40 protein-coding genes and 1 tRNA gene are annotated in these 24,160 nt (G+C 61.8%); 13 read left to right on the top strand and 28 right to left on the bottom strand.

All coding sequences use genetic code 11. The annotated features are described in order from the left end of the window. Window positions 1–39: 39 nt before the first annotated feature. The 13 genes from HWX00_RS03590 to HWX00_RS03650 all read right to left on the bottom strand — a co-directional run bounded on the left by HWX00_RS03590 (window position 40) and on the right by HWX00_RS03650 (window position 6,043). Window positions 40–438, bottom strand: coding sequence for a hypothetical protein (locus tag HWX00_RS03590; RefSeq protein ID WP_175026959.1), 399 nt, complete (start codon window positions 436–438; stop codon window positions 40–42). A gap of 26 nt (window positions 439–464) precedes the next feature. Further along, window positions 465–725: a hypothetical protein gene (locus HWX00_RS03595; RefSeq protein ID WP_175026960.1), complete on the bottom strand. Its 261-nt coding sequence runs from the start codon at window positions 723–725 to the stop codon at window positions 465–467. Beyond that, on the bottom strand, window positions 725–964 hold the full coding sequence (locus tag HWX00_RS03600; protein ID WP_175026961.1) for a hypothetical protein: 240 nt from the start codon (window positions 962–964) through the stop codon (window positions 725–727). Before HWX00_RS03600 ends, HWX00_RS03595 begins: the two co-directional genes overlap by 1 nt. Beyond that, window positions 961–1,449 carry a hypothetical protein gene (locus tag HWX00_RS03605; protein WP_175026962.1) on the bottom strand — a complete coding sequence of 163 codons (489 nt, stop codon included), beginning with the start codon at window positions 1,447–1,449 and terminating at the stop codon, window positions 961–963. The genes HWX00_RS03600 and HWX00_RS03605 overlap by 4 nt, the downstream gene beginning before the upstream one ends. Beyond that, window positions 1,446–1,769: a hypothetical protein gene (locus HWX00_RS03610; protein ID WP_124668901.1), complete on the bottom strand. Its 324-nt coding sequence runs from the start codon at window positions 1,767–1,769 to the stop codon at window positions 1,446–1,448. The genes HWX00_RS03605 and HWX00_RS03610 overlap by 4 nt, the downstream gene beginning before the upstream one ends. Then, a complete protein-coding gene (locus HWX00_RS03615; protein WP_175026963.1) occupies window positions 1,760–2,194 on the bottom strand; it encodes a nuclease domain-containing protein in 435 nt (144 codons plus the stop codon). The genes HWX00_RS03610 and HWX00_RS03615 overlap by 10 nt, the downstream gene beginning before the upstream one ends. Continuing rightward, window positions 2,191–2,532 carry a winged helix-turn-helix domain-containing protein gene (locus HWX00_RS03620; RefSeq protein WP_175026964.1) on the bottom strand — a complete coding sequence of 114 codons (342 nt, stop codon included), beginning with the start codon at window positions 2,530–2,532 and terminating at the stop codon, window positions 2,191–2,193. Before HWX00_RS03620 ends, HWX00_RS03615 begins: the two co-directional genes overlap by 4 nt. Window positions 2,533–2,545: 13 nt before the next feature. Then, window positions 2,546–3,091, bottom strand: a complete 546-nt coding sequence (locus HWX00_RS03625) for a DUF1064 domain-containing protein (protein WP_226193768.1) — start codon at window positions 3,089–3,091, stop codon at window positions 2,546–2,548. After that, a complete protein-coding gene (locus tag HWX00_RS03630) occupies window positions 3,088–4,101 on the bottom strand; it encodes a helix-turn-helix domain-containing protein (protein ID WP_175026965.1) in 1,014 nt (337 codons plus the stop codon). The genes HWX00_RS03625 and HWX00_RS03630 overlap by 4 nt, the downstream gene beginning before the upstream one ends. Beyond that, on the bottom strand, window positions 4,098–4,979 hold the full coding sequence (locus HWX00_RS03635; protein ID WP_175026966.1) for a hypothetical protein: 882 nt from the start codon (window positions 4,977–4,979) through the stop codon (window positions 4,098–4,100). The genes HWX00_RS03630 and HWX00_RS03635 overlap by 4 nt, the downstream gene beginning before the upstream one ends. Window positions 4,980–5,000: 21 nt before the next feature. Next, on the bottom strand, window positions 5,001–5,345 hold the full coding sequence (locus tag HWX00_RS03640; RefSeq protein ID WP_175026967.1) for a hypothetical protein: 345 nt from the start codon (window positions 5,343–5,345) through the stop codon (window positions 5,001–5,003). A gap of 1 nt (window position 5,346) precedes the next feature. Further along, window positions 5,347–5,646, bottom strand: a complete 300-nt coding sequence (locus HWX00_RS03645) for a hypothetical protein (RefSeq protein ID WP_175026968.1) — start codon at window positions 5,644–5,646, stop codon at window positions 5,347–5,349. 97 nt (window positions 5,647–5,743) lie between these two features. After that, window positions 5,744–6,043, bottom strand: coding sequence for a DNA-binding protein (locus HWX00_RS03650; protein ID WP_175026969.1), 300 nt, complete (start codon window positions 6,041–6,043; stop codon window positions 5,744–5,746). A gap of 146 nt (window positions 6,044–6,189) precedes the next feature. Between HWX00_RS03650 and HWX00_RS03655 the strand changes: the two genes are divergently transcribed. Both HWX00_RS03655 and HWX00_RS03660 read left to right on the top strand, forming a co-directional pair. Continuing rightward, entirely contained in the window at window positions 6,190–6,465 is a 276-nt protein-coding gene (locus tag HWX00_RS03655; RefSeq protein ID WP_175026970.1) for a hypothetical protein, read from the top strand. Window positions 6,466–6,724: 259 nt separating this feature from the next. Beyond that, the gene (locus HWX00_RS03660) at window positions 6,725–7,255 is read left to right on the top strand and encodes a hypothetical protein (RefSeq protein WP_175026971.1); all 531 of its coding nucleotides are present in this window, start codon (window positions 6,725–6,727) and stop codon (window positions 7,253–7,255) included. A gap of 8 nt (window positions 7,256–7,263) precedes the next feature. On the opposite strand, the gene HWX00_RS03665 is transcribed toward HWX00_RS03660, so the two are convergent. Next, complete coding sequence (locus HWX00_RS03665; RefSeq protein ID WP_175026972.1) at window positions 7,264–7,548, bottom strand: transcriptional regulator; 285 nt, start codon at window positions 7,546–7,548, stop codon at window positions 7,264–7,266. A gap of 85 nt (window positions 7,549–7,633) precedes the next feature. On the opposite strand from HWX00_RS03665, the gene HWX00_RS03670 reads away from it, so the two are divergent. Further along, entirely contained in the window at window positions 7,634–8,035 is a 402-nt protein-coding gene (locus HWX00_RS03670; protein WP_175026973.1) for a hypothetical protein, read from the top strand. On the opposite strand, the gene HWX00_RS03675 is transcribed toward HWX00_RS03670, so the two are convergent. Next, the gene (locus HWX00_RS03675; protein WP_175026974.1) at window positions 8,003–8,266 is read right to left on the bottom strand and encodes a hypothetical protein; all 264 of its coding nucleotides are present in this window, start codon (window positions 8,264–8,266) and stop codon (window positions 8,003–8,005) included. The two genes, HWX00_RS03670 and HWX00_RS03675, sit on opposite strands and share 33 nt — an antisense overlap. Window positions 8,267–8,987: 721 nt before the next feature. Between HWX00_RS03675 and HWX00_RS03680 the strand changes: the two genes are divergently transcribed. From HWX00_RS03680 to HWX00_RS03695, 4 genes are read left to right on the top strand one after another with little or no spacing between them, the layout of a single operon-like run. Then, window positions 8,988–9,167, top strand: coding sequence for a hypothetical protein (locus tag HWX00_RS03680; protein WP_175026975.1), 180 nt, complete (start codon window positions 8,988–8,990; stop codon window positions 9,165–9,167). 28 nt (window positions 9,168–9,195) lie between these two features. Then, entirely contained in the window at window positions 9,196–9,375 is a 180-nt protein-coding gene (locus tag HWX00_RS03685) for a hypothetical protein (protein WP_175026976.1), read from the top strand. 47 nt (window positions 9,376–9,422) lie between these two features. Beyond that, the gene (locus tag HWX00_RS03690) at window positions 9,423–9,752 is read left to right on the top strand and encodes an acetyl-CoA carboxylase (RefSeq protein WP_175026977.1); all 330 of its coding nucleotides are present in this window, start codon (window positions 9,423–9,425) and stop codon (window positions 9,750–9,752) included. Next, entirely contained in the window at window positions 9,752–9,973 is a 222-nt protein-coding gene (locus HWX00_RS03695) for a hypothetical protein (protein ID WP_175026899.1), read from the top strand. Before HWX00_RS03690 ends, HWX00_RS03695 begins: the two co-directional genes overlap by 1 nt. Before the next feature lie 64 nt (window positions 9,974–10,037). Here the strand turns inward: HWX00_RS03695 and HWX00_RS03700 are convergent, their stop codons facing one another. Both HWX00_RS03700 and HWX00_RS03705 read right to left on the bottom strand, forming a co-directional pair. Then, on the bottom strand, window positions 10,038–10,688 hold the full coding sequence (locus HWX00_RS03700) for a hypothetical protein (protein ID WP_175026978.1): 651 nt from the start codon (window positions 10,686–10,688) through the stop codon (window positions 10,038–10,040). Window positions 10,689–10,703: 15 nt separating this feature from the next. Further along, complete coding sequence (locus HWX00_RS03705) at window positions 10,704–11,408, bottom strand: hypothetical protein (protein ID WP_175026979.1); 705 nt, start codon at window positions 11,406–11,408, stop codon at window positions 10,704–10,706. Between the two features lie 205 nt (window positions 11,409–11,613). On the opposite strand from HWX00_RS03705, the gene HWX00_RS36695 reads away from it, so the two are divergent. Continuing rightward, window positions 11,614–13,590, top strand: coding sequence for a hypothetical protein (locus HWX00_RS36695; protein ID WP_244131153.1), 1,977 nt, complete (start codon window positions 11,614–11,616; stop codon window positions 13,588–13,590). Then, complete coding sequence (locus HWX00_RS03720) at window positions 13,583–13,828, top strand: hypothetical protein (protein WP_175026900.1); 246 nt, start codon at window positions 13,583–13,585, stop codon at window positions 13,826–13,828. Before HWX00_RS36695 ends, HWX00_RS03720 begins: the two co-directional genes overlap by 8 nt. Before the next feature lie 122 nt (window positions 13,829–13,950). On the opposite strand, the gene HWX00_RS03725 is transcribed toward HWX00_RS03720, so the two are convergent. Further along, window positions 13,951–14,469 (bottom strand): hypothetical protein, encoded by a 519-nt coding sequence (locus HWX00_RS03725; protein WP_175026901.1) that lies wholly within the window; start codon window positions 14,467–14,469, stop codon window positions 13,951–13,953. On the opposite strand from HWX00_RS03725, the gene HWX00_RS03730 reads away from it, so the two are divergent. From HWX00_RS03730 to HWX00_RS03740, 3 genes are read left to right on the top strand one after another with little or no spacing between them, the layout of a single operon-like run. Beyond that, window positions 14,468–15,157 (top strand): hypothetical protein, encoded by a 690-nt coding sequence (locus HWX00_RS03730; protein ID WP_175027014.1) that lies wholly within the window; start codon window positions 14,468–14,470, stop codon window positions 15,155–15,157. The two genes, HWX00_RS03725 and HWX00_RS03730, sit on opposite strands and share 2 nt — an antisense overlap. Then, a complete protein-coding gene (locus HWX00_RS03735) occupies window positions 15,154–15,396 on the top strand; it encodes a DUF4224 domain-containing protein (protein ID WP_175026980.1) in 243 nt (80 codons plus the stop codon). The genes HWX00_RS03730 and HWX00_RS03735 overlap by 4 nt, the downstream gene beginning before the upstream one ends. Before the next feature lie 2 nt (window positions 15,397–15,398). Beyond that, entirely contained in the window at window positions 15,399–16,520 is a 1,122-nt protein-coding gene (locus tag HWX00_RS03740) for a site-specific integrase (protein ID WP_175026981.1), read from the top strand. 43 nt (window positions 16,521–16,563) lie between these two features. On the opposite strand, the gene HWX00_RS03745 is transcribed toward HWX00_RS03740, so the two are convergent. The 10 genes from HWX00_RS03745 to ssuD all read right to left on the bottom strand — a co-directional run bounded on the left by HWX00_RS03745 (window position 16,564) and on the right by ssuD (window position 23,350). Next, window positions 16,564–17,508, bottom strand: a complete 945-nt coding sequence (locus HWX00_RS03745) for a DNA-processing protein DprA (RefSeq protein WP_175026982.1) — start codon at window positions 17,506–17,508, stop codon at window positions 16,564–16,566. Beyond that, window positions 17,505–18,095 carry a phosphoribosyltransferase family protein gene (locus HWX00_RS36615; RefSeq protein WP_208456734.1) on the bottom strand — a complete coding sequence of 197 codons (591 nt, stop codon included), beginning with the start codon at window positions 18,093–18,095 and terminating at the stop codon, window positions 17,505–17,507. Before HWX00_RS36615 ends, HWX00_RS03745 begins: the two co-directional genes overlap by 4 nt. 146 nt (window positions 18,096–18,241) lie before the next feature. Beyond that, window positions 18,242–18,317, bottom strand: a tRNA-His gene (locus HWX00_RS03755). A 54-nt stretch (window positions 18,318–18,371) separates the two neighbouring features. Then, a complete protein-coding gene (gene dusA, locus HWX00_RS03760; RefSeq protein ID WP_244131154.1) occupies window positions 18,372–19,358 on the bottom strand; it encodes a tRNA dihydrouridine(20/20a) synthase DusA in 987 nt (328 codons plus the stop codon). A gap of 128 nt (window positions 19,359–19,486) precedes the next feature. Next, a complete protein-coding gene (locus HWX00_RS03765) occupies window positions 19,487–19,735 on the bottom strand; it encodes a hypothetical protein (RefSeq protein WP_034186983.1) in 249 nt (82 codons plus the stop codon). A 55-nt stretch (window positions 19,736–19,790) separates the two neighbouring features. Further along, the gene (locus HWX00_RS03770; RefSeq protein WP_034187036.1) at window positions 19,791–19,988 is read right to left on the bottom strand and encodes a hypothetical protein; all 198 of its coding nucleotides are present in this window, start codon (window positions 19,986–19,988) and stop codon (window positions 19,791–19,793) included. Between the two features lie 145 nt (window positions 19,989–20,133). Then, window positions 20,134–20,349: a TOBE domain-containing protein gene (locus tag HWX00_RS03775; protein WP_006476104.1), complete on the bottom strand. Its 216-nt coding sequence runs from the start codon at window positions 20,347–20,349 to the stop codon at window positions 20,134–20,136. A gap of 57 nt (window positions 20,350–20,406) precedes the next feature. Continuing rightward, the gene (locus HWX00_RS03780; RefSeq protein ID WP_049036195.1) at window positions 20,407–21,366 is read right to left on the bottom strand and encodes an ATP-binding cassette domain-containing protein; all 960 of its coding nucleotides are present in this window, start codon (window positions 21,364–21,366) and stop codon (window positions 20,407–20,409) included. Next, window positions 21,363–22,175: an aliphatic sulfonate ABC transporter permease SsuC gene (gene ssuC, locus HWX00_RS03785; RefSeq protein WP_049036196.1), complete on the bottom strand. Its 813-nt coding sequence runs from the start codon at window positions 22,173–22,175 to the stop codon at window positions 21,363–21,365. Before ssuC ends, HWX00_RS03780 begins: the two co-directional genes overlap by 4 nt. A 17-nt stretch (window positions 22,176–22,192) precedes the next feature. After that, complete coding sequence (ssuD, locus tag HWX00_RS03790) at window positions 22,193–23,350, bottom strand: FMNH2-dependent alkanesulfonate monooxygenase (protein ID WP_034186986.1); 1,158 nt, start codon at window positions 23,348–23,350, stop codon at window positions 22,193–22,195. A 341-nt stretch (window positions 23,351–23,691) separates the two neighbouring features. On the opposite strand from ssuD, the gene HWX00_RS03795 reads away from it, so the two are divergent. Next, the gene (locus HWX00_RS03795; RefSeq protein ID WP_034186987.1) at window positions 23,692–24,120 is read left to right on the top strand and encodes a hypothetical protein; all 429 of its coding nucleotides are present in this window, start codon (window positions 23,692–23,694) and stop codon (window positions 24,118–24,120) included. The last annotated feature ends 40 nt before the right edge of the window (window positions 24,121–24,160 follow it).

Consider the following 24,160-nt stretch of genomic DNA (forward strand, 5'->3'; position numbering starts at 1 on the left):
CGACGACGAATTTTTTGCGGCCACGCTGTTCCAGAATATTCACGCGTGTGCTACCGGTCGGATCAAATGCTTCGAAAGGAGCATCGGCAGAAGTGCATCCTTCGCCGCCTGGTATCTCGCATGCTGCGCGCCAGCGCGAACGCTGCTCCAGACGTCACGCCCGCATTCCTTGTTGCGCATACTCACAGAGATCGCGGCGCGCTGCTCAGCAGTCAGCATGTCGACGCAAAGCTGCACCTGCTCGGATTGACGATCGTCGGCCCATTGGTAAGCGCCCTCGTCATCCTCCTCGTCGGTCGACGGCGTCACGTAGCCACGGCAGGTTCGATCCTCTGGACGATAGAAGTGCGCCAGGGTCTCGGCGTGCGACTGGCGGATCTGCCAGCGGTACCAGGTCAGCAAGAGTTCTTCGATTTGTTGGCTCTGATCGGGCGTCATGGTCGTCCTATCGTTGAATTTGAATTTCACCGCAGACCCGCTGCGGCTCGGTGCTTGGAATACGGGCCACGGATGAATCGCTCGAACTTGGCTTTCGCGCGCGGATCGTGGTCCAGGAATGCACGGCTCTCGACGCAGCAACGCGCACGAATGAACTCGGCCGCATCGTCAGGTGTATTGGCCGGCTGGCCGATCGCGCGCATCCAGTCGAGAAACGTCGGCTCGTTCGCCCAGCGGCCCGCGAGCTTCGCCAATGGGCCACCCTTCGGTCGTTGGATCGAAGCCATCACGGCATCACCCGGAAAGGGATGCCCCAATACAGCATCCAGTCGATAAACGATTCGCGAATCTCGATCGCGCGGGGAAACGAAAATTCGATTTCTCCGTCGGCGAGTTCGCGTCCGACCATCGGACAGCCATTGAACGCAATGACCCGGTCACCCGAGGCACCGTCTACCCGGCGAGCAGCACCGGCGATCAGCGGCGCCGGCACCGAGGACAGTTCGATGCACGCGATTTCGCTCATGCCAGGCTCTTGAGGAGGGATTGGAACTGGCGCAACTTTTCGAGGTTGGCGGCATTTTCAGCGTTGTCCTGCTCGATCGTGAGCGCAGCCGTCTCGATGTCCGATGCGAGCATGACGAGTTCGGTTGCGAGTGACCGCGCGCGCTCGGACAGTTTCGCGAGAATTTCGATCGGAAGAGCCGCTTGAACCTCCGGCGGTGCTATGGTGATTTCGGATTTCTGGACCGGCACTTGCAATACCTCCCTCTCTCTGACCTCGACACGTTGATAGCGTCCGCGGCTCGGCTCGCGAATCAGCCCCGAATCCTTAAGCCGCCCAAGACAACCCTCAATGACGGCGGGGTCCGGCGAACTCTTCGTGACCCGCAGGAGGTGTCCGGCGATCTCAGCACGCGACCATGCCTCCTGAATCGGGACCATTTCGAGAACCTTCTTCGCAATAGCGGACTGACCGCTGAGCGCGGCCTGATATTTCGCTGGCGTCATTGCCGATCCCCCACGTCTAACTCGATTTCACCTGCGTCCATTCGAACGAGATACGGAGCCAATGTCCGAGCGTTCCAGTTCACCGGCACTTCCACCGGATACGTGCCGTCCGGATTCCATGCGTGCGGGGCGGCTTTGTCGCGGTATTGCTCCGGAACGATCACATCCGCGTAGATCCATGCCGTTGCAGGCTTCGCAGGCGTGCCGTGACGAACCGGACCGCGCAAACGCACGGCCCGGCATTCGAACGTCGCGTAGTTCTCGCGCAGGTAGCGCCAGTGCCGTACGGCAGGCAGGGACATCTTCACTTTCAGGCGCACGCTTCCTCCGTCAATCCCATCTTTCGGGCCCGTACCGGCTCCCATGCCTCGAATGCCACGTCCCATACTGCGAATTTGTGCTCGCGCAACCCGGGCCCCTGGTCGATCAACGCGTGGCAATTCGAGCAGCCCGGCACCGTAAATTCGTGGCGCGCCTTGATGCCCATGCCCTTGCCATGCTTCGCCTGGTTCGAGTGGCATGGAACAACCGTCTCACCGCCGCCGAGGCACCCGCGCATGCGCAGATAGCAAGGTTCGCCGCGGCATGCGGCGAGGTATTTCGAACCCTCGGCGACCGTCGGCCGTTTCGCTCGCCGCTTCATCGCTACCTTGCGCGGCGACTGTTCGGGCAAAGGTGAGCTTTTGCGGGACCACGAACCCCGCGACATCGGGGTCTTGCGCGGGCCGAATCCGGAACGCTTCATGCTTCTACTCGCCCCACTTCAACGAATGCCCGCATAGCGGGGACGAGCTGCTCGAATCCTTCTTCGATGCGCCGATGGCGCGCGGCGACAGCGTTCTCGATCGGCGAATAGCTTTCCACCGAAGGGAACGGCTTCCCGCTGAGCTTCAAGCGACTACCGCCCTTCAGCCGCCGCCCACGCGTGATGTACTCGTCGGCGATCAGCCTGCGTGTCGGGCGGCGGATAGCCTCGACCACCCGACCCATTTTTTCGGCCAACTGCACAACCGTGACGTTCGGGTGCTCTTCGAGAGCCTTCAGAATCTGAAGCGCCAACAGGGTCATCTTCCGTTCAGCCATTCGCATTCACCTATCACTTGATTTCGACGATCTGCAGGCCGCGTGCGGCCATCAGGTGCCGTTTGATGCGGTATTCGGGGGTGATCACGCCCTTGACGTCCTCGATCACCGTTTTGCCTTCGCGCTCATAGACGAAGTCCGCGACATAGCGCAGTGCAGGCTTCTTCCTGCCATCGATCACAACGGGATCGGCAAGAATGAAAGTGACCTGGCGCTCGAGCTCGGCAATCACACCGGCGTCACGCTCGCGGCAGAGCTGAATCCAGCGATCACGCTCGCGCCGGCTGTCGAACGTGATGCCCTCATGCTCGCAGCGCTGGTTCCGGTATTTCGACGGCTTCACGGGCTTCTGTGCGGACAGCGGCACCGGCCGGCCGGAATCGAGTCCATCCGCGATCTCGTCGAAGCCGGCATCGACCTGCGGGCGGTTACCCGTCACGTCGAAGATCGCTTTCTGGGCGGCCGTCATCTTCGGCCGCGAGTCATCGCGAATACGGGCTGTTCCGACATGCGTCGCGCCAACATCGACGCGCATCGACCAGGAGGCTCGCTTCGTCATGCGGCCTCCGCTTGCGCGACCTGGTCGCGCGGGATGTCGTTGAGGTACGCGTACAAGGCCTCGTAGCGCTCCTCGCTTTCCCGACTGACCGTGCGCAGCAGTTCCTCCATCCATTCGCCCGGGCCAGCGAGCTTGCAGACCTTCGCCTTGTACTGCTCGAAGTATTGAAATTTGGAACGCTCGACGCCGAAGTGCGCACCCATCGCCAGATACCCGCTCTCCGATTTCCACCAGTCGGCAGGAATCGACGCGGCACCTGTCGCCGCGACAACCGCTTCCGCTTTCAGCGGGAACAGGCCCGTCCAGCCCCGCAACACGGCCTCTTCGATGCACGCCTTCGGGTCCTGCCCGACACTACGCAGCTTCGTCAGCTTCCGAAGTGAGACGATCGCGGCCGGCCGCGTCCAGGGGATGCCGTTCCTGCCCGTCGATTTCGATTCGCGGTGCTCGCACCACATGTCCCAGTCCTCGAACGCGAGCCACTCGGGCAATTCCATCGCCTGCAACGCGCCGTGAGCCGCAACTTTCGGCGCACGACGTGCGCCTTGGTGGTTCTCTGATGGTTCCTGTGGTGGTTCATGGTGAATCGGGTGCAACCCATTGCACCCTTTTGCGAAACCCATTGCACCCTTTCCGTCGTCCGTTGCACCCTTTTTGCTGCCCGTTGCACCCTTTTCGATGGGTGCATCCGTTGCACCCTTTGAGCCAGACGAAATGGGTGCAATCTCTGCACCGTTTATCCAGTCGGGATTGATGCGGTATTCGCAGGCGCGGCCACGACCGCCGGCCGCATTCGCGACGAGGATCAACCAGCCGCGCTCGACCATGCTCTTGATCTGGTACTGAACCGCGCGTACGGAGCGACGCGTCTTCTCGGCCAGGGTTTCGATGCTCGGGAAGATGTGCTCGCCGTTGTCGTCGCAGAAGTCGGCCAGCTTCAGGGCGAGCAACAGCTCGTGATCCTCGCCCGGGAAGCGATCCCACACCATCGTTTGGACCTTGATGCTCATGCAGCCTTGTCCGCGTGCGTGGCAGTGATGGCGTCGTCGATCGTCACCTGGCGCGGATCGACCTCCGACGCGTTCTCGCCTTCGGAGAGGCCTAGCACCCAGCGGAGCGCCTCGGCGCGCTCGCCAGTTGCCGTCTTCAGCGCCTCGGCAATGTCCTTCCGCGTCGGCTTGGCGCGCTTTACCGGCGCAGCGTCGAGCGCAGCGAGCATCGCACGCGACCGTTCGTGCCCCCTCTTCCCTTCGATGGCGGCTTCGATCTCGGCCAGCTTCGCGCGCTGCTCGTCCGGCGACAGCTTCGCGAGCTTCATCGCGACGACCTGGGTAATCGTGCCGGCCTCGACCGCGTCACGGACAGCCATGCAGCACTCCAGCAGCTTCATGGCGCCCGTCACCGTCGCCTCGTTCACACCGAACATGGTCGCCACGGCGTCGAGCGGATGTCCGACGTCGAGCGCGCGCGCCATCTTCTCGGCACGATTCACGAGCGAGTCGCCCTGGCGAATCTCGTTCGCGCTGATCATCACGCCGACGAACGGCTTCACGCCGTCGCCGAGAACGCGCTTCGGAATCGCAGGAATCGTGATCGGCTCGAAACCTTCATGCCGCAGGCGGCGATTGAGCTCGCGCGCGTTGATGACCCGGCGGCGCCCCTCGACGATCAGGAATTCACCGGTCTCGGGGTCCTTGAAGAAAACCACCGGCGTGAAAACGCCATGCGCCCGATAGTTGCGAATCGTTTTTTCGTCCGGTGCCTGATGCACTCGACGGTCGTACAGCGGGTGCGTCGGATCGGTTACGAGCGTGAATGCGTCCGGATCCATGCCGAGCACGTTTCCTTGACCCGACGCCCCGTAAACTTCTTTCGAGCTTCTGCCCACGTTTTTCTCCTATGCTGCCGCTCACGCGGCAATCGGTTCGCGCGATTCTGCGCTGTATTGCGCCACCAGGGCGTCGTGTTGGTCTTGGGTCATGTCGCGCGTCCAGAAGTCGGGATGACCGGGCAGCCGGTCGCTGCCGTCCTTGCGGTGCTGGCAGTAGAAGCACCCGATGCGGTGCGGAAACCAGTAGCCGGGACAATCGCACCGAGTCACGCCGGCGTTGCGCTCCATCATCCATTTGTCGATGCGCCAGTCGCGGGCGCCGCAGATGCATTCCGGATATGCCGCGTCCTCCAGGACGCTAGGTTTGTCCTGAAGTACCTTGCGGCGGTCGCACTTGCGACAGCGGCAATGGAATCGAGCCATGTCAGGCGACCGGCAGGCCGAGCAGTTCTTGCGACTTGCCCGTCGCGGTGCATTTGCGCGACCCGCGCTTCGCCAGCCGCTCGGCGTCGAGCAGCTCACGTGCACGACCACACACGCTGGAAAGCTTGAGATTGGTGCGCGCCGAGATGTCCTCGCGCGTGAGCAAGGTCTCGGGCGAATCGAAGCAATCCATCACCATCTGCTGCTTGGCCGAGAGTTCGGACACAGGCATGGCGTGGAAGCTGTCTTGTTGCGTCTCGGAGACGCGATGGCCCGTTCGGGCGCTGAAAAAATCATCCATGCGGCCTCTCCTACGGCCGAAGCCGCTTAGGACTACGAAATCCGGATAAAAACGCTTTCCGCAGAAAACGCTTGTATCGAGATTCCTGCCGCTTACATCAGAACCGGCCGCCGCACTCCCCGAACCCTTCGCGCGCGCAGTGGCAGTTCACGCCGACTTTGCTCATGGTCGACAGCCCATCGAGGTACTCGCGTGACACGACACGGAGCTCGAGCGCATTCAGCCCAACATCGATCTTGCCGATCGGAATACCGAGTTGCCCCGACAAAAAACGGCTGACCTGAGATTCGTCCCACCCGAGCGCTTCAGCTACCGGACCGCGCGCACGCGGATCCGTCAGCGCTTCGCGGAACGCGCGCTCGATGCTCGGTTTTCGGACAAATTCAATCGTGCTCATACCAACTCCGTAGTAATCAAAATTGCTTGAATGACCTTGAGGGTCGACCTGCGTAACCTGTAACCGCTGACTCAACCGGATGCGAACCATCGCTATGCGAGAATTGAAGCCTCTGACCTCTTCAACAACCACACAACGGGGTTCGCATGACCGACGACGAAATCAACGACAAATTCAAGAGCCTTGCGATCGCCCTCGAAATGCAGCGCGCTCGCAGCGACGTTCTATCGCTCGTTGTGAAACACGCCCTTCTTTCCTTGCCTCAGGCAGCGCCCTTAATCGAGAAGATCACAAGTTCGTTGAGCTATACCGGTACCCACGCCTTGTTTTCGACGGAGACGAACGACGCTTACATGGCCGCCTTCGACGCCGAGGTCCAAGTAATTTCCTCATGGTTGCCGCCTCAGAAGCACGGCGCCTGAGAATCTCCTGCCAGTCGGTATCGTCGGGTGCCCTGAGGAACGGGACCCACTCGTCCATCGGGACGCCTGCCATTAACGAACCTCCTGTCGATCCGGCGTTCCGATCAGCGGCAGGATTCGGCTGACGCTCAGTCGTTCAGCCGAGTACACGCTGGATGCAATGATCACAACCGGCATAGGGGTGAGGGTTCCAGCCTTCGCCGTAGAATCAGCAGTTCTCACACAAACTTTTTCCACTTCACTCACGGAAGGAACCCTCATGGACGTTTCGTTCATTAACGCCGCTGCTGCATCGCTTGGCATCGCTCGCGATTTCGGCAAAGCAGCGCTGGCGGTTCGTGATTTCAATGAGATGGCGGCAATCGTCAGCAAGCTCAACGATCAGATCCTTGATGCTCAGGACAAGCTTTTCGCTCTGCAGCGCGAGTTGTTCCGGGAACAACAAGAGCACTTCGAGGCTGAGAAGAAGATCGTGGAACTGGAGAAGGCGTTGAAAGACCAAACGGACTGCGAACTTGTCGACATCGGCAAGGGATTCCGTGCGTATCAGGACAAAGACCGCGCTGTTCCGGCTGGCGAAGTCTCGCCAGTTGCGCCGAATGCGCTCCACTTCTTCTGTCAACCCTGCTTCGAGAGCACGGGGATCAAATCCACGCTTCAGCCCGACATTTATATGGGGCAACAAACTGGCTGGAAGTGCCGGATTTGCAAAGAGGAATTCGCCAGCGGCAGTCCCGATCCAGCTGCAATGCAAGCAGCGATCCGTCGACGCGTGCAGAGGTTGCCGTGATGCGCCCATCAGCGAACCTCATCGTCATCAAGCGGCTGGACGTCGTCCGACGCATCGGTGCTGCTCGGAACGTCTGCGAGATCGGGCCATGTATCCCGAATCACTTTCGGCGGAAAGAGGTCAACGCGGCGCACTTGGCCGCCTGTCTCACGCTCGATAGGCCAACCGTAAGGAATTGGCACGGGCCTCTTCTTGTTCGCCCATGCGCTGATGTCGGAGGCGTGGGCGTCAATGGCGGCAGCTAGTTTCACTAGCCTGCCGCGCTCCACATCAAGGTAGGTTCTGAGGTCCATGCCCGGACTTTAGCGAAACGCAAAAGCTTTGTCTATAGCGTTTCGCGCATATACGGCTTTAGCGTTTTGCTATTGAATGCGAGACATGAAGGAAATTGACGAAATCCGTCGAGACAATCTCCGGATCATCGAGGCTGAGCACGGCGGCCCTTCGGCCGCTGCCGCGGCTCTTGGGATGTCCCATTCCCAATTCACGAACCTCCGAGACGGCGCGAAGGATTCGAAGACCGGTCGGCCACGCGGTATGCGCACTGCGACGGCCCGCAAGATCGACGAACTCGCCGGCAAACCGGCTGGTTGGCTCGATACCGATCACTCCCACACTACGGCCGACGTACTGAGCCACGGAGTTCCCGCCGGTTGGGACAAACTTTCCCAAGCTCAGCGCGCCCAGGTCGAATCGTTTATCCGTTGGCTCATTAGTGAATCAGCGACCCACACCAACGTATCGGCGTCAGAGGGCAAACGCTTCGGTAAAGGTGATTAAAATTTCAGGATGATCGGTCACCCTCGGCTCGAGCGACGCGTCCGAAAAAAGCCAGTCACGCGTAAGCAGCAATCCTTCCCCATCGTCGGCTAACCCGACGACTGGATCTCCGACCAGTTCGCATTCCCAGCGACCGTCACCGTGCGGATAGTCGACTCTCACGACCCTGCCAATCAGCGCCTGGTTTCGCGAATGGACTACCCGCGCCAGATCTCCAGGTTTGCACTTCATTCGGCATGTCCTCGCGTCTCGATTCACATTAGCACCCCGCTTTGTCGCCGGCCAAATACTGTATGAATGTACAGTAGTTTATCCTCACAATTGGGGCGCTTTCAACTCCCGTTGTCATAACTGACATCGAACCATCCGGGAGATGCCACTGAGCGCCCGTCCTACCGCATCCGTTTCCATCGTTGGTCACGATTCGCGAAAATTTTCGCGTTTCGCTATAGACAAACATTTTGCGTTTCGCTAAAGTTCACGTCAACGCAGCACAGATCGCCGCGCCACCGCTCCAGGCGGACAGCTCTCTAAAAATTGATTTCTTGGACCCGGGACCCTCACGGGAGCAACCGGGCGGCTCTGAGGTGTAGCCGTGAAACGGGGTAGCTCCCGACACCTTCCATCCTCAAGAGCGCGCATTCGGGATGCGGATCCTCCGCAACCTCCAACCGACGCAGCGCACGCAGCACGCCGAGTGCGCGCCCTTGAGGGTTTCTGACTGCGTTGATCGAAGGGCATTGACCTCCAGTGCCCTTCTTTGAACGCGGTCTTGGATGTCGAGTTTTTCAGTGTTTCGGCACTTATTTAGGAATCCTCAAATGGAAAAGATCCTGATTGGCGTGTTTGCGCTTGCCGTCGTGCTTGGCATCGCGATCATTCGCGGCGTTAAGCACACGAACGACGACGAGCACCACCGGCACTGACCAACGCAACACGAAGGGGAACGACGATGAACAAGCAAGCCATCTACACCGTGGATTTCGACATCGATCAGATCGACGCGCAAATCTCGGTTTTCAACGTGAAAGCATTCAGCGCGGAACAGGCGGAAAACATGGCGCGCAGCACGCTTCATCCGCAATACACGTACCGCTGCACTGCGATTGATCGTGTGCGTGACGCCGCCTAACAACAGCTCCCGCTACAGGAGAAAGACGATGCGAACCGTAATCGTGGAAGTGAAAAACGAGATTCTCGGGGACAGCGAATTTTGGCGCGGCCCGGAATCAAAGATCGCGGAAATCCATAACGTCCCCGCGCGCAAAACGGCGGAACAAGTTGTCGTTGACGGCCAGCCCCGCAAATGCGGGATGTGGCACGTCCGCGTCGAAGACTGACCACCCGCGCCCGCCCTGCGGGCAATCACACCACACCGAGGGACCACATGCATACCAAGATCACGCCCGGGCCGTGGCAGCAGCATGCGCTTTACCCGGAAATTCTCGTTTCTTCGCATGCGCCAACGCTGTCGCTGCTGACGGTCGACGCAGCCGGCGCGGCCCGGTTCATCAACGCGCACGACTGCCAACTTGCAAGTTCTGGAGTCGACGTCGCCGAAGCACTGCAGTTGGTCCTGCGGGAACTACCCGCCGATGTGCTCAAGTCCAGCATTCGAACCGTGGCGGAAATGGCGCTCGTGAAGGCCGGCTACCTGACGATCAAGCCCAAGAGCGAGCCGCCGACACACTACCGGATCTGCGGGGAGAACCTGTGATGCCGACCGTCGCCGATAGCCTTCAGCCTGAAATGCACAAAAACAAAAGATCGCTCGTCCTGGCCGGATCAACCGATAACGAGCTGCTCGCTGCCTGCGGCGACCTCCATGGCTACATCATCAAGGGAAGCCTGTGGGTCGTCGGGAGCGGGATCGCTGTCGCATGTGTCTGGTTTCTCTGTGTCGCCTTTCGTGCTGGGGTGCTCGCATGGCCCTGGTGAAGGTCTGGATCGGTTCCGTGATAGCCATCGTCATATTCTTGTTGATGCAAGCAACACTCGATCGTTAGCCAGTAACAAGCACTGGATCTACCCCAAACTGGCGCGAATACCGCTTTGCGCGGTCGAATGCGCGACCAAGCGTCGGCAGCAGGCTTCGGATGGCGTGAACATCTTCGTGCTGACTAAAGTCGGTCGTGCTGTCGATCGGATTCTGAGAAAGCTCCGCCTTGATCACATGAAGTGACTGAAATACGCGCGCGGCAGAATGCTTGAACTGAATGATCGGCGTCACGAAGTCTGACGATGGCAAATCCCAGAGAGGAATTCCATCAAGAGCCGTCTGTAGCGTCGCGATTGTGTGCTCGTCGATAACCCGCCAGACATTCACGCGGACGTCCTCATCTGTTTTCATGTTCGCCGCGATCACGCCAATCCACCCATGCGTCTCAGCGAGAATTCGCAGAACAACTTCGACGCGCAGCTCAATACGCTTCTGTTCGGCAAGCTCTTGTCGCGAGCGTTCTGCGTTCATTTGCCACCGCACAAGCGCGACGGATGCAACGATCGCAGCGATCGAGCCAATCGCTTGCATCCACGATGCCATGTAGTCAGTCTTATATGGCTGTGTGCCAGCAGACGTCGCTCCGAAAGCTGAAATGATGATAACGGCAGCGACTCCACCAAGGGCAGCCAACGCGTGCTTCCACGTCTTCATCGCGCACCCCATTCATTAAGCATCGACAGACGCCTGGTTCATGGACTCCATCGCTTTCTTCACTGAAGGCGGGATTTTCACAGGAGTAATTTCCGATCCAGCCTTGCTTTTCAGCTCTTTCAGCGCTTGATCGACTTCCGACGCACCTTGCTCAAGCGCCTGCGCTACTAGGGCAATCATCTCGAGTAAAGAGGGAGGAGCCCCATAGATCTGATCTGACCGACCTCGGAAACGCTCCAATTGGGTCTTGACGGATGTCATCGACCCCTGGACCTGCGCAATCTTAGCGGCACATTTGTATTGCAATGGTGTAACCGCAATAAGTTGCTGGTCCGTCACCTGGGGGAGAGTGTCCAGCTTGACGACAATTTCCGAAATGGTTCCAAGGTTGAGAACATCTTGACTCGCAACCTTCCGAAGCAACTTGGCACACTCAATGAGTGTGTTGTTCATGGATATGAGCGTCGACAAAATTGTGTGGACCGTGATTCTCGCCACTACGAGCGATTCCTGACGCTTGATGAATTCTTGCCGGAGTGCGAACGCGAGCGCCAAAAGCGCAGAGGCACATGTTCCAACGGCCACCGCAAGATCAACGAGATCCTTTTTCGTGACGCCCTGCGACCCTCCGTACGACCCGATCAAATAGGCTAGACCGTACAAGCTTGCGAGACCCAAGGGAATAGTCGCCCATTTGGCGATTCGGACGAATGTCTGCATACGCAACCCCGATGATTTTTTTCAAATCGTAGCACGACCACCCTGCCCCAAACCGCGCACTTACCGTTGCCTCGGATGCGCGGTTTCTTCTTGAGGGCGGCCAGTTTGGCGCCCGTCTTTTTCCCTCCCGGCTTCAACGGCAGTTGCTTGACTACACCACGTAGCAGAGCACCAGCCATTGAGGCTTGATCTACTGATTTAGAGGATGACGATGGTACCGACCGCGATTTTCCTGTTCGACCGCACGGGCAACATGGCACGGCCGTGGGCGGACGCCGGCTATCGATGCATCTGCTACGACATCCAGCACGTCGGCCGCACGGTGCGCGACGGGATCATCTTCCAGCAATGGGACGCGCTGCTCGGCGCGCCGGCGATTCCCGCGGACTCGACCGTCGTATTCGGCTTCGCATTTCCGCCATGCACGGACCTCGCGGTCAGCGGCGCGCGCTGGTTCAAGGAAAAGGGCCTGCGCCGGCTCGCCCAGGCGATCGAGATGGTTGCTGTCGCCGACGAGTTTCTCAGTGGCCTCGGCGTGCCGTACGGCATCGAGAACCCGGTGAGCGTGATCTCGTCGCACTGGCGCAAGCCGGACTACACGTTCCACCCGTACGAGTTCACCGGCTTCGAGCTGTCCGACAACTACACGAAGAAGACGTGCATCTGGGCCGGCGGTGGATTCGAGATGCCGGCACCGAACCGCGCCGATGGGCTCGGCGCGCCCGACAACCGCATCCACGCTGCCCCCCATCCGATGACCGCGGTGACATCCGCTCGGCTACGCCGCTCGGGTTCGCCCGAGCAGTGTTTGCGGCGAACGCGAAGCAGCTCATTACCTGAGGACCACACCATGACCACCGACAATAGCCGCGCTGATGCGCTGACGGACGAGCAATTAGACGCGATCTGGTATTCGATCCCGACGATGGATCTATATAGCATCCCTATTCCGACAGCTGTCCTTCGTCGCCAATACGCCCGCGCCGTCCTCGCCGCATCCCCCGTCGAGCAGCACGCAGCAGCGCCGATCGAAGCCCCGCTCCGGGTGCTGATGGGCGCTGTGAATGCCTACGAGAAAGAAACCGGAATAGGCGGCTGGTATGCCGAGCGGATTCAGGAATCTTGCAACAGTCTGCTGAAGGCGGCGGGATCGCCCGTGCGCTTCGGCATCGGCAGCGAGAACCCGGTCGAAGAACCCGCACCCTCGCCGGCGGACGAGCGGGCGGCACCCTCCTCGATGCTGAAATTGCTGGAATGGGCCGTCGGCCGATGGGAGGCCGAAGTGAAGAACCGGCCTCTCATCAACGTGCACCGCCGGTCGCTCGACGACACGTGGCGTCAGGTCATCCGCCATTGCGGCGGCGACGACGTGTCGCTGCTCGGGCCTCGGCATGGTGATCTGCTCGCGGCGAACCCGATCAAGACGACCGACCGCGATCCGTCGTTCATCGACAGCGATCTGGATTTCGAGCCGAGCGCGCGGCACGCCGTCGCAGACATGGCGAACATCGGGTACGCGCTGCTCGAACAGATTGATCGGATGATGCCCGGCTATCACTGGAACGAATCCCCGGTCGAGATCGTCAGCGACCTCATCAACGAGCGCGACGAAGCCCGCGCCGCATCAGCCAACGAGACGGGGGCGGAAGGGGCGGATGAACCGTATCTGGTGATGCTCGACGTTCGCGACCTGTTCGCGTATCTGCGCGCGGCGTGGCGCGAAGGTCAGCACTACGACCGCGAAGATATGCCCGACCAAGCCGATAGCTGGAGCGCTGCCAGCGACTACGCCAATAAGACGATCGAACGCTGGACGTCGATGCGCCCGGTCACCGCCCGCTCGCCCGCTATGGCGGCGGAAGCTCAGAAGCCGTTTGGATGGGCGCAGCCGAAGGGCGGCAACTACTTCACGCGCAATGAATCCAGCGCAAAGCGCATCGGCGGATTGGTGCCCGTCTACACCACTCCGCAGCCCGCGCAGGCAGACGCTCGGGTCGGGCTGACGGACGAGCAGCTCGCCACGATTCGGCTTGGCCTGACGGCAGCCAAGCATTTCATCGCGAATGGCATCGAGTTGGGATTCATCCGCATGCCGGATGCGAATTGCCCGGACCCCGCGCACGACACACCGAAACTGGTCGACGAGGCACTCGCCCTTCTCCAAGGAGCCAACCATGCGTGAACCTTCGTTCTTCCAGCGCTGGCGCACCGCAATCCTTGGCATTGGCCGCGAACCCGAGGTCATGACCGATGAGCAGTGGCTCAAGCGCTGCGCCGCACGCTTCGTCGAGCGCGCCCATGTCAACGAAACCATCGCGCGGTCATTCGCGGAATCGTGCTTCGAAAACATTGCAGACTTCGGTTTCGAAAACGATCCGGAAGGCGCGGCCGACTGCGAAATGTCGTATTGGGGAGATTGACCATGCCGAATGACAACGTGCTGACGGACAATTTCCGCGGCGACAATGCGCAGATCGAATTACGCGATCGCCTGTTCGACACGTGGAAAGGCATCTGAAGGTCAGCCTGGGATGTGACTGTGCTACTTCTCGTTCGAGAGTTTTTCCATTTCGTCTCGAATGATCTTCATTGCGTCCGCGAGCCGCGCGTCCCATTTCAACCACGGCGCGCCAAGCTCCCTACTGCCCGGGCCGTCCACCCCTCGGTGTTTTGACGCTTCAAAGCAAGCAGCGGCGAGCTCAGTACGTACCCGGATGATTTGCTCTGCCGACACAGCGGTAGGCAACGTATTGATCGGAAGCCCATTCAGGGCTTCCAGCACCTGACACAAATCGTTGCGAAATTTCCGGCGGTCCGGCTCATTCTCTACGTGATCCGGATTGTTCCGCATGTTGGAAACGTCGCAAACCACGAGCCATGCTCTCTTCGTAAAAGCATGCGCGATTCTCAACACTCTTTGGGCATCGTCCCGGTCGGCTTTGCGCTTACGCCTACCTTCCAGATGATGCTGAAGAAAAACGACACCGAATGCCCCAATGATCGCCGCGATAGAAGCGGCAGCTTGGGCAAACGATAACCAATCCTCATGGTGCCAAGACATGCGTGAACTCCCGGTATTGTTCTCCGGCCCGATGGTACGAGCCATCCTCGAAGGTCGCAAGACGCAGACGCGGCGCATCGTGAAGCTGCCGCACAACAATCCGCTCGGCGTGTGGGAACCGACAACGGCCGGCGGCGGCTCGGTGAAGTATGCCGGCGGGACGCCCGCGCCGGACCTGGCCGCGATCTGGCACACACGCACCGGCGATTGCTACGTCTGCCCGCATGGCGACGTCGGCGACCGTCTGTGGGTGCGCGAAACGCATGAGGTGCGCCGCATCGGCACCGAGACGTTCGAAGGCAGCCTACCGACACGCCGCTATGCCGGCATCGCGTACCGGGCCGACGACGGCCGCGCCGAAGTCGACATCGACCTCAACACGTTCCAGGCGCTCGACGCCAAGGAATCGCGCGGCTGGACGCCGTCCATCCACATGCCGCGCTGGGCGTCGCGCATCACGCTCGAGATCACCGGCGTGCGCGCCGAGCGCCTGCAGAGCATCGAATGGGACGAGGCGATCGCCGAAGGGATCCCTGATCCGCGGCGCGCCGCCCGGCGCGTCGACCCGGTCGATGGCACTGTCGCTCAGTTCCGCCAGCTCTGGGACGGCCTGAACGCCGCGCGCGGGTATGGCTGGGATACGAACCCGTGGGTCTGGGTCGTGGCATTTCGAAGGATCGAACCATGAGCATCTACCTCACCACGCCTGAACTGGCCGAGCTGGTCGGCTGCAAGCCGCGCAGTCACGCGTGCATGAAACGCTGGCTCGAGCGCAACCATTGGCCGTACGCCGTCAACATCGCCGGCGTTCCGCTCGTCGCGCGCGAATACTATGACGCACGCATGAACGGCACCGCGCCGCAGACCGCGCATGCCCGGCGCACGCGCGGCACCGCAGAACAAGAACCGAATTTTGCTGCACTGTGATCATGATCGGACGACGGAAACGGCCGGACGGGTTACCCTTCCGGCTCTACGCCCATTACGGGAAACACAAGGTCAGCTTCGGCTACAAGCTGCCAAATGGCAGATGGGCATTCCGCCTGTCGGCCCCGGCCCACAACAAGGAAGCTCTCGCCGAGATCCGCAAGCAGGCGATCGAGCGCGCGGAGGCGCTGAACGGGAACGCGATCGAGCCGGGAACGGTCGAGGCACTCGTCGCGCGGTACTTCGAGTGGCAGGACGGCCTGCCGCACACCGACGAGCGGCGCAAGGCCCAGTCCACGCTCGACGAGAACCGCGTCGAGTCGAAGCGCCTGGTCAAGGTATTCGGGAAGATGGCGCCGGCCGCCATCAAACCCAAGCACGTGTATGGCTACCTGGACAAGCGCGCGCAGCTCGGCGCGCCAGCGAAGGCGAACAAGGAAATCGCCCTGCTGTCCGCCGTCCTCGAATACGGCCGGCGGCGCGGCGAGCTCGAAACGAACCCATGCCGCGGCATCGAGTACAACCCGACGCGGCCGCGCCAGCGGTACGTGACGCAGGATGAAATCGATCTCGCGGTCGAGGTCGCGCGGTCACGGCGAAGCGTCGGCGACCAGCATCCCAGTTCCGCGTACCTGATCCTCGCGCTCTGCGTGCAGGCCGCGTACCTGACCGTCAGCCGACCGACCGAGATGCGGGAGCTACACCGACAGAGCATCAAGCCGGATGGCGTCGAGGTGCCGATCGGGAAACGGAAGGCCGGCGAGCAGCAGCGTGTGAAGCTCGTGCTGTGGTCGCCCGAGCTGAAGGCCGTAATCGACGAGGCGCTCGCGCTGCAGCGCACGTCTAGCGTGCACGTGTTCGGAAATACCGCCGGCCAGGTGTATACGCGTAGCGGATGGAACACGAACTGGTCGCGGCTGATGGGCTACTGCGAGAAGGAAGCGCAAGCGCGTGGCGTGCCGTTCGAGCGTTTCGCACTGCGCGACATGCGGCCGGCCGCCGTAACCGACCGCCAGGAGGAAGGCGACGATCGAATTATCGATGCCACCGGCCATGCGGACGAGCGCATGGTCCGGAAGACGTACGATCGCCGCAGACAACGCAAGGTGCGTGCGACACGCTAAATGCCGCATTACCGACCTATCCAGTCCGATTGCCCCGTATTGCTCAACTTGAGCTTGTTAGAGGCAGACTAGCCAGCATCGCACGCTTCACCTCCATCAGGTGAGCAGCCGACTCGTAGTCGTCACGCGATCGCAGTGGTGTGGCGCCTCGACGGTTGATTAGTATGAGCGGCCCCTTCGATACTAGCTTCAACTCGTCAGCCTTCTCAGGAAGAACAGCAAAGAGTTGCCTGCGATTGCGAAGGCAAAACTCGGCCTGAGTCATGGTACCGCTTCGCTCCTCGCCTTCGACGATAATTGATCCAGCGGATAGCCCGATCTGAATTCGATTGCGTTGCACGAACTGTTCTGGGAGCGCCGGGACGTTGATTGGATGTTCGGAAACCCATGCACCACCATTCGCCAAAATATCGTTTGCCAGATGAGCATTGGCTTTCGGTGTCGCATGGTGAAGTCCGTGTGCAAGCACCGCGACTGTCGCACCCGATACTCCAAGGGCGCCCCGGTGCGCAGCCGCATCGATTCCCAGTGCAAGGCCACTTACGATCGTCCACTGCCGCTCGGCGAAATAGCCGGCTATGCGCTCCGCTATCCGCAGTCCATTTGGGGATGCCTTACGTGTACCCACTACAGAAACACCAGGCTTGGCAGAAAGCAGCTCTCTATTCCCTTTTGAATAGATTACAGGTGGTGCATCTTCGATCAGCTTAAGGTGAACAGGATAGTGATCGGACGTAACAGGAATTACGTCGATCCCAGCCTCTACTGTCTCGCTGATGGATTTTTTGGAGAATGCCAATGCCGCCTCGTCACCCACCTTGTCGCGCGGCATGCCCTGACTCTCGCACCATTCGATCAGGTCGAGCTCGTCGACCATTTGGTCAACTGGCGCCTTCAGAAGCAATGCCGATGCCGCGCCCGGGCTTATGCGGCAGGCACGAAGAAGGATCTGTGCGACAACGCAAATTGACAGATCAGAATTCGTCATGTTGTCCGCCCAAGTGCGAGTGGCATCACTGTTGCCGCACCTGCTCGGCAGAGAAGGTCGGCGCAAGCGATAAGTGAGTTACCTGTAGTAGTGATGTCGTCCAGGAGAAGAATCGTCTTCTGCGCGATCTTCGCACCTCCGTTTCCAATTCGAATAGACGCTTGGTGCACTGCCTGGTTCCGATTGCCTCCAGCTGCGAGCTTCTGGATGGTTGTAGTGCGCTCGAGCACACGCGTTGCATCGATGAAATTCGCATTTCGCCGGATTAGATTCGACGCGATCTTTTCGAGGCCCGCCCCCCACGTCCCCTGTTTGCTGGAGGGGACGATCGCGATGAGGACCTGCAGGTTTGGTGGCGGCACGCCATGCGCAGCAAGGAACGCCTCTACTTCACGACTGAAATGCGTGACAGCGGCGTTGTGGCCTCGCTCCGTATCCCTCTTCAAGTCCAACAGCATCCTGCAATTGCTATCGAACGCAGGGTTGACGACTCGATTGCCCTGTCCATCGTCAATCCAGTAATTGTGATACTCGACAAGATTTGCGATCTGCTGTACCTGCGGCACATACCCCATGTTGGCCCCCACCCGATTCTTCTTCTGGTTTTTGCTTGACGACAAAAAGCCCGCGCATGGCGGGCTTCTATTTTGTCTTCATCTTCCAAATTTTGGAATCTCATCTTCCAAAACCTGTAACACGTCAGCTTGATTCTGCTGCAAGTGCTTGAATTTGTTGGGGTGGCTGATGGGACTCGAACCCACGACGACAGGAATCACAATCCTGGACTCTACCAACTGAGCTACAGCCACCACTGATACTGCTTACTTCGCTTCGCTGTTTTGTTTCAGCAGCGAAGAACAAGATTATACGAAGACTTTTGAATCTTGCAAAGCCTTTTTTTCAAAAAATTCTTCGGCTTCGTTCAGATGCGCGCGCGCCTCGTCAAACACGGCCAGATCGCCGCGCGCGAGCTTCTTGTTGTCGGACAGCACGCGGCGCCAGCCACGCGCGCCCGGCATGCCGCGATACAGTCCGAGCGCGTGCCGAACGATCGCGCCGAGATAGGTCCCACGCTTCAGTTCGGCCGCGCAATACTCGATCAGTTGCGCCTCGGCTTCCTCGCGCGTCGGCACCGCTGCGGTCGACCCGTAGAAGCGCGTATCGACTTCGGCCAGCACAAACGGATTGTGATACGCCTCGCGACCCAGCATCACGCCGTCGACATGTTCGAGGTGCTGCGCAACCTCGTCGAGCGTCGTGATGCCGCCGTTGATGACGATCTCCAGCGACGGAAAATCACGCTTCAACTGATACGCATAGTCGTACTTGAGCGGCGGGATCTCGCGATTCTCCTTCGGCGACAAACCCTTCAGGATCGCGTTGCGCGCATGCACGACGAACGTTTCGCAACCGGCCTCGGCCACCGTGCCGACGAAGTCCCGCACGAACGCGTAATCTTCGACCGCGTCGACACCGATCCGGTGCTTGACCGTGACCGGCACCGACACCGCATCGCGCATCGCCTTCACGCCGTCGGCAACGAGCTGCGGCTCGTTCATCAGGCACGCGCCGAACGCGCCGCGCTGCACACGCTCGGACGGACATCCGCAATTCAGGTTGATTTCGTCGTAGCCCCACTGCTCGCCGAGCTTCGCGGCGCGCGCGAGATCGTCACGCTCGCTGCCGCCCAGTTGCAGCGCGATCGGCGATTCGCTCGGCGTGAACGCAAGATGCCGCTGCGCGTCGCCGAACAGCAGCGCGCCCGTCGTGATCATCTCCGTATACAGCCACGTGTTGCGCGTCAGCGTACGGTGGAACGACCGGCAATGACGGTCGGTCCAGTCGAGCATGGGCGCGACGGAAACGCGGCGGGGAGGAAGCGAGGACGAAACGGACATGGAATTCGGGCAACAGGCCAGCCGGCACGGGAACAACCGGTTATTTTACCGCAACCCGGGCCACTCCTGCCGGCGCTCCGCTAGCCGCCCTCGCCCAGCTCCGCATCGACGGCCCGGCGCGCCTCGTCGAGCACGCGCTCGATCACGCGTCGCTCGGTCAGCAGCATCCCGTCGACCTTGACGAGCCGCCAGTCGATCCGCACGGCATCGCCTTGCAGCACGCGGTAGTGCGCATGCTCGCCGTCCCAGACCTGTTCGGTCTTCACCTCGATCTCGAAACCGCGGTACGGCTCGCTGAAATCGCCGAGGTCGCTGCCTTTCGGTTCCATCGCACGCTCCATGGCGACGCGGCACCAGGCCGCCCGGGCAGCCGGCGCCGGGCGCTCAATCGTATTCGTTGGACAAAAAGGATTTGCCGTCGGTCGTCAGGTCGACCCGGTCGGCCGTCGCCTGATAGATCAGCCCCTCGTTCAGCAACGCATAGACAACGTCGTCGAACGCAGCGGGAACCGGCCGGCTTTCGCCGAACTGGTCGATCCACTTCAGCGCCTCGATGGCTTCAGGGGAAAGAATGGGGGTCATGCGTTGGCCTCCGGCGTCGTGTCGCTCCATCCTAGCACTTCGTCCGGACGCCGAATACCGAGGCATGCGCGCAGCGGGAACGCCGATGCGGCGCGGGGGGGGGCACACTGCCCGCCGGCGCCGCATCGGAGCAGGACACGCGCGGTCAGAGACGCGCGATCGAGACTTCGGTGGACTTCACGAGCGCGACGACTTCCGCGCCGACCTTCAGTTCGAGTTCGTCGACCGAACGGGTCGTGATCACCGACGTGACGATGCCGAACGGCGTCTCGACGTCGACTTCGGAGACCACGGACCCGCGAATGATCTCCTTCACCTTGCCCTTGAACTGGTTACGTACGTTGATTGCAGTGATGCTCATCGGGATGATCGCTCCGAAGAAAAAAGTCTCAAGACGGGCGGCCGGAGCCGCCCGGAATTAAACGGCCCAGCGGATCTGCCCGACCGGTCGAACCTTGTCTGCCTCATGCTCCGCGTCCTGATCGGCCGCGCCGGGCCCGCCGGCAAGCACGCGCTTCAGCACGCGATCCTCCAGCGCCGCGAATGCGGCCGAGGCACGGGCGCGCGGCCGGTCGAGCGGCACGGGCTGATCGAGCGCCACACGCCCCTGCTCGATCAGCAGGATGCGGTCGCCGAGCGCGACGGCCTCCTGCACGTCGTGCGTGACGAGCAGCGCGGTGAACCGATGCTCGCGCCACAACCGCTCGATCAGCGCATGCATCTCGATGCGGGTCAGCGCGTCGAGCGCGCCGAGCGGCTCGTCGAGCAACAGCAGTTGAGGCCGGTGCACGAGCGCGCGGGCCAGTGCAACGCGCTGGCGCTGACCGCCCGACAATTGCGCGGGCCAGTCGTTGGCCCGCTCCAGCAGGCCGACTTCATCGAGCACCGCGCGCGCCTGATCGCGCGCGCCGCGCCCGAGGCCCAGCATCACGTTCTGCAGCACGGTCTTCCACGGCAGCAGACGCGCATCCTGGTACATGATCCGCGTGTCGAGCACGCCGCCGCCCTCGCCGCGCGTCACGAGCGCGCCGCTGCTCGGCTGCTCGAGCCCCGCGACGAGACGCAGCAGCGTCGATTTCCCGCAGCCGCTGCGGCCGACGATCGCGACGAAGCTGCCGCGTGCGATACCGAGCTCGACGTTGTCGAGCACCGTGCGTGCGCCGAAGCGCTTGCTGACGCCCGACAGCGTCACCGCGTCGTCGGGTGCCGGGCTGTCCGCGCGTCGTCGCGCGAGCGGCACGACCGATGCGCCGCCGTCGCGCTCGAGAATCGCCGCGTCGCGCGCATCGCCGTCCGCGACGCGTGCCTGTGCCAGTTCGACCTCGAGATCCGCGCCGGCGAGCGGGCCGTAGGCGGCCGCCGAAGTGGTCGCATTCATGCCTTTGCTCCTGATTGATAAGCGGGATGCCAGCGCAGCGTCACGCGCTCGAGCCATTTCGCCAGCACGTCGGCCAGCTTGCCGAGCACCGCGTACAACAGGATGCCGACCACCACCACGTCGGTTTGCAGGAATTCACGCGCGTTCATCGTCATGTAGCCGATGCCCGACTGCGCGGAGATCGTTTCCGCGACGATCAGCATCACCCACATCAGCCCGAGCGCGAAACGCACGCCGACGAGGATCGAAGGCAGCGCACCGGGCAGGATCACGTCGCGGTACAGCGCGAAGCCGCGCACGCCGTAACTCTTCGCCATCTCGATCAGGTTCGCGTCGACCGAACGGATCCCGTGATACGTGTTGATGTAGACCGGGAAGAACACGCCGAGCGCGACCAGGAACAGCTTCGCCTTCTCGTCGATGCCGAACCACAGGATCACGAGCGGAATCATCGCGAGCGCCGGAATGTTGCGGATCATCTGGATCGTCGAATCGAGCGCGACCTCGGCCGCCTTCGACAGGCCGGTCGCGAGCCCCAGCGCAAGGCCGACGCCGCCGCCGATCGCAAAGCCGAACAGCGCGCGCCACGTGCTGACCTTCACGTTCGCCCACATTTCACCCGACGTCACGAGCGACCAGGCCGCGCGGACGACCGCCACCGGTTCGGGCAGCACGCGGGTCGACAGCCAGCCGGTGCGCGCACCGACCTCCCACGCCACCAGCAACGCGAGCGGCACGAGCCACGGCGCGACGCCGCGCCAGGCACGGGCCGCCACGACGGCGCCCGTCGTCGACGTTTTCGTTGTCATCGCAGGCCTCCTGTCGCTCAGCTCTGCGCGGCTTTCGGCAGATAGTTGTTGCCGACGATTTCGCCGAACGGCCCCGACAGCGGGCCGGTCGCCTTCTCCGCGCCCTTGCCCTTGATCAGCGGGAACACGAGCTCGGCGAAGCGATACGACTCCTCGAGGTGCGGATAACCGGACAGGATGAACGTCTCGATGCCGAGATCCGCGTATTCGCGCATGCGTTCCGCGACCTGCTCGGGATTGCCGACGAGCGCCGTGCCCGCGCCGCCGCGCACCAGGCCGACGCCGGCCCACAGGTTCGGGTACACCTCGAGCGCGTCGCGGCCGCCGCGCTTGCCGCCGTGCAGCGCGGCCATCCGGCGCTGGCCTTCCGAATCCATGTTCGCGAACGCCTGCTGCGCACGCGCGATCGTGTCGTCGTCCAGACGGCTGATCAGGCGCTCGGCGTCACGCCACGCTTCGTCCTCGGTTTCACGCACGATCACGTGCAAGCGGATGCCGAACTTGATCTTGCGACCGCGCGCCTCCGCGCGGGCCCGGATGTCGGCGATCTTCTTCGCGACGGCCTCGGGCGGCTCGCCCCAGGTCAGGTAGGTATCGATGTGATCGGCCGCAATCGCGTGGGCGGCCGGCGACGAACCGCCGAACCACAGCGGCGGATGCGGACGCTGCACGGGCGGATAAAGCGCCTTGCCGCCCTTCGACTGCAGGTGCTTGCCGATGTAGTCGAAGCCGCCGTTGTCGTGCGACGCGGCCAGCAGCCCGCGCCAGATGTTCAGGAAATCGTCGGTGATCTCGTAGCGCGTGTCGTGATCGGCAAACAGGCCGTCGCCTTCGAGTTCGGCCGCGTCGCCACCCGTCACGACGTTGATCAGCAGGCGGCCGCCGGACAGGCGGTCGAACGTCGCGGCCATCCGTGCCGCCAGGCCCGGCGACGCGATGCCGGGACGCACGGCGACCAGGAATTTCAGGCGCTGCGTCGCCGGGATGAGGCTCGACGCGACGACCCACGCATCCTCGCAGGAACGGCCGGTCGGCAGCAGCACGCCTTCGTAGCCGAGCGTATCGGCCGCGACGGCGACCTGCTTGAAGTAATCGTAATCCGCGGCGCGCGCACCTTCGGCCGTGCCGAGATAGCGGCTGTCGCCATGCGTGGGGATAAACCAGAACACATTCATCTGCTGCTCCTGCTTGACTGTCACTGCCGAAATTTGGAAAAGACATCGCCCTGCTCGCGTCGCGGATGCGCGGCGCATGCATGGTGTGCGTTCGATTCGGGATAGCTCGCCGGTCAGGCCGCGCGGCGGGCGAGGACGCGATTGCACGGCTGTTTCTGGGAAATCAGTCTAGGGATCGGTGCAGGGCTTTGGAACGATTTTTTTGAGCTTAGGTTTTCCGCTTTCGTGATTAGCACGACGCTGGAGCGAATATCGCCGCGGACGGGCCCTATAATGGCGCACCTATCCGAATAACTCCGCGCGCCCGGCCCCGGCCGTGCGCGCCTGCGGTGCACTCATCGATGCAGAAAGTCATCCTGCCATTCCTGTCCGGCTTCCTGGCCGCCCTGTTCTTCCGCGAGGCGACGCTCGCGCTCCTTCACACCGCCGACCTGATCGCCGCAACCGGCTTCTCGACGCAGCCGTTCGCGCCGCTCGGCATTCCTGAATTTGTCGCGAATGCGCTGATCAGCGCATGCTGCGCCATTCCGATGGCGTGGCTGCTGCGCGTATCGCCGGAACGCGAGGCATCGTGGATCGGTGCGCTCATATTCGGCGGCATCGTGCTGACGGCCGCCCGCGTGTTCGCGATCGATCCGCTGCGCGGCATCTGGCCGTCGGGCAACATGATGCCCGTGCTCGCGGCCGGCTTCGCGGCGAACGCGGTGTGGGGCTTCGGCGCGCTCGTGTTCATGCGCGCGTTCATGTCCGACGACGCGGGCGACGAATAACGCACGCTCGGGCGCGATGCCCTTCGATCGCCCTCCGCAA

The sequence above is a fragment of the Burkholderia seminalis DSM 23518 genome (assembly GCF_902832885.1).
GTDB lineage: Bacteria > Pseudomonadota > Gammaproteobacteria > Burkholderiales > Burkholderiaceae > Burkholderia > Burkholderia seminalis.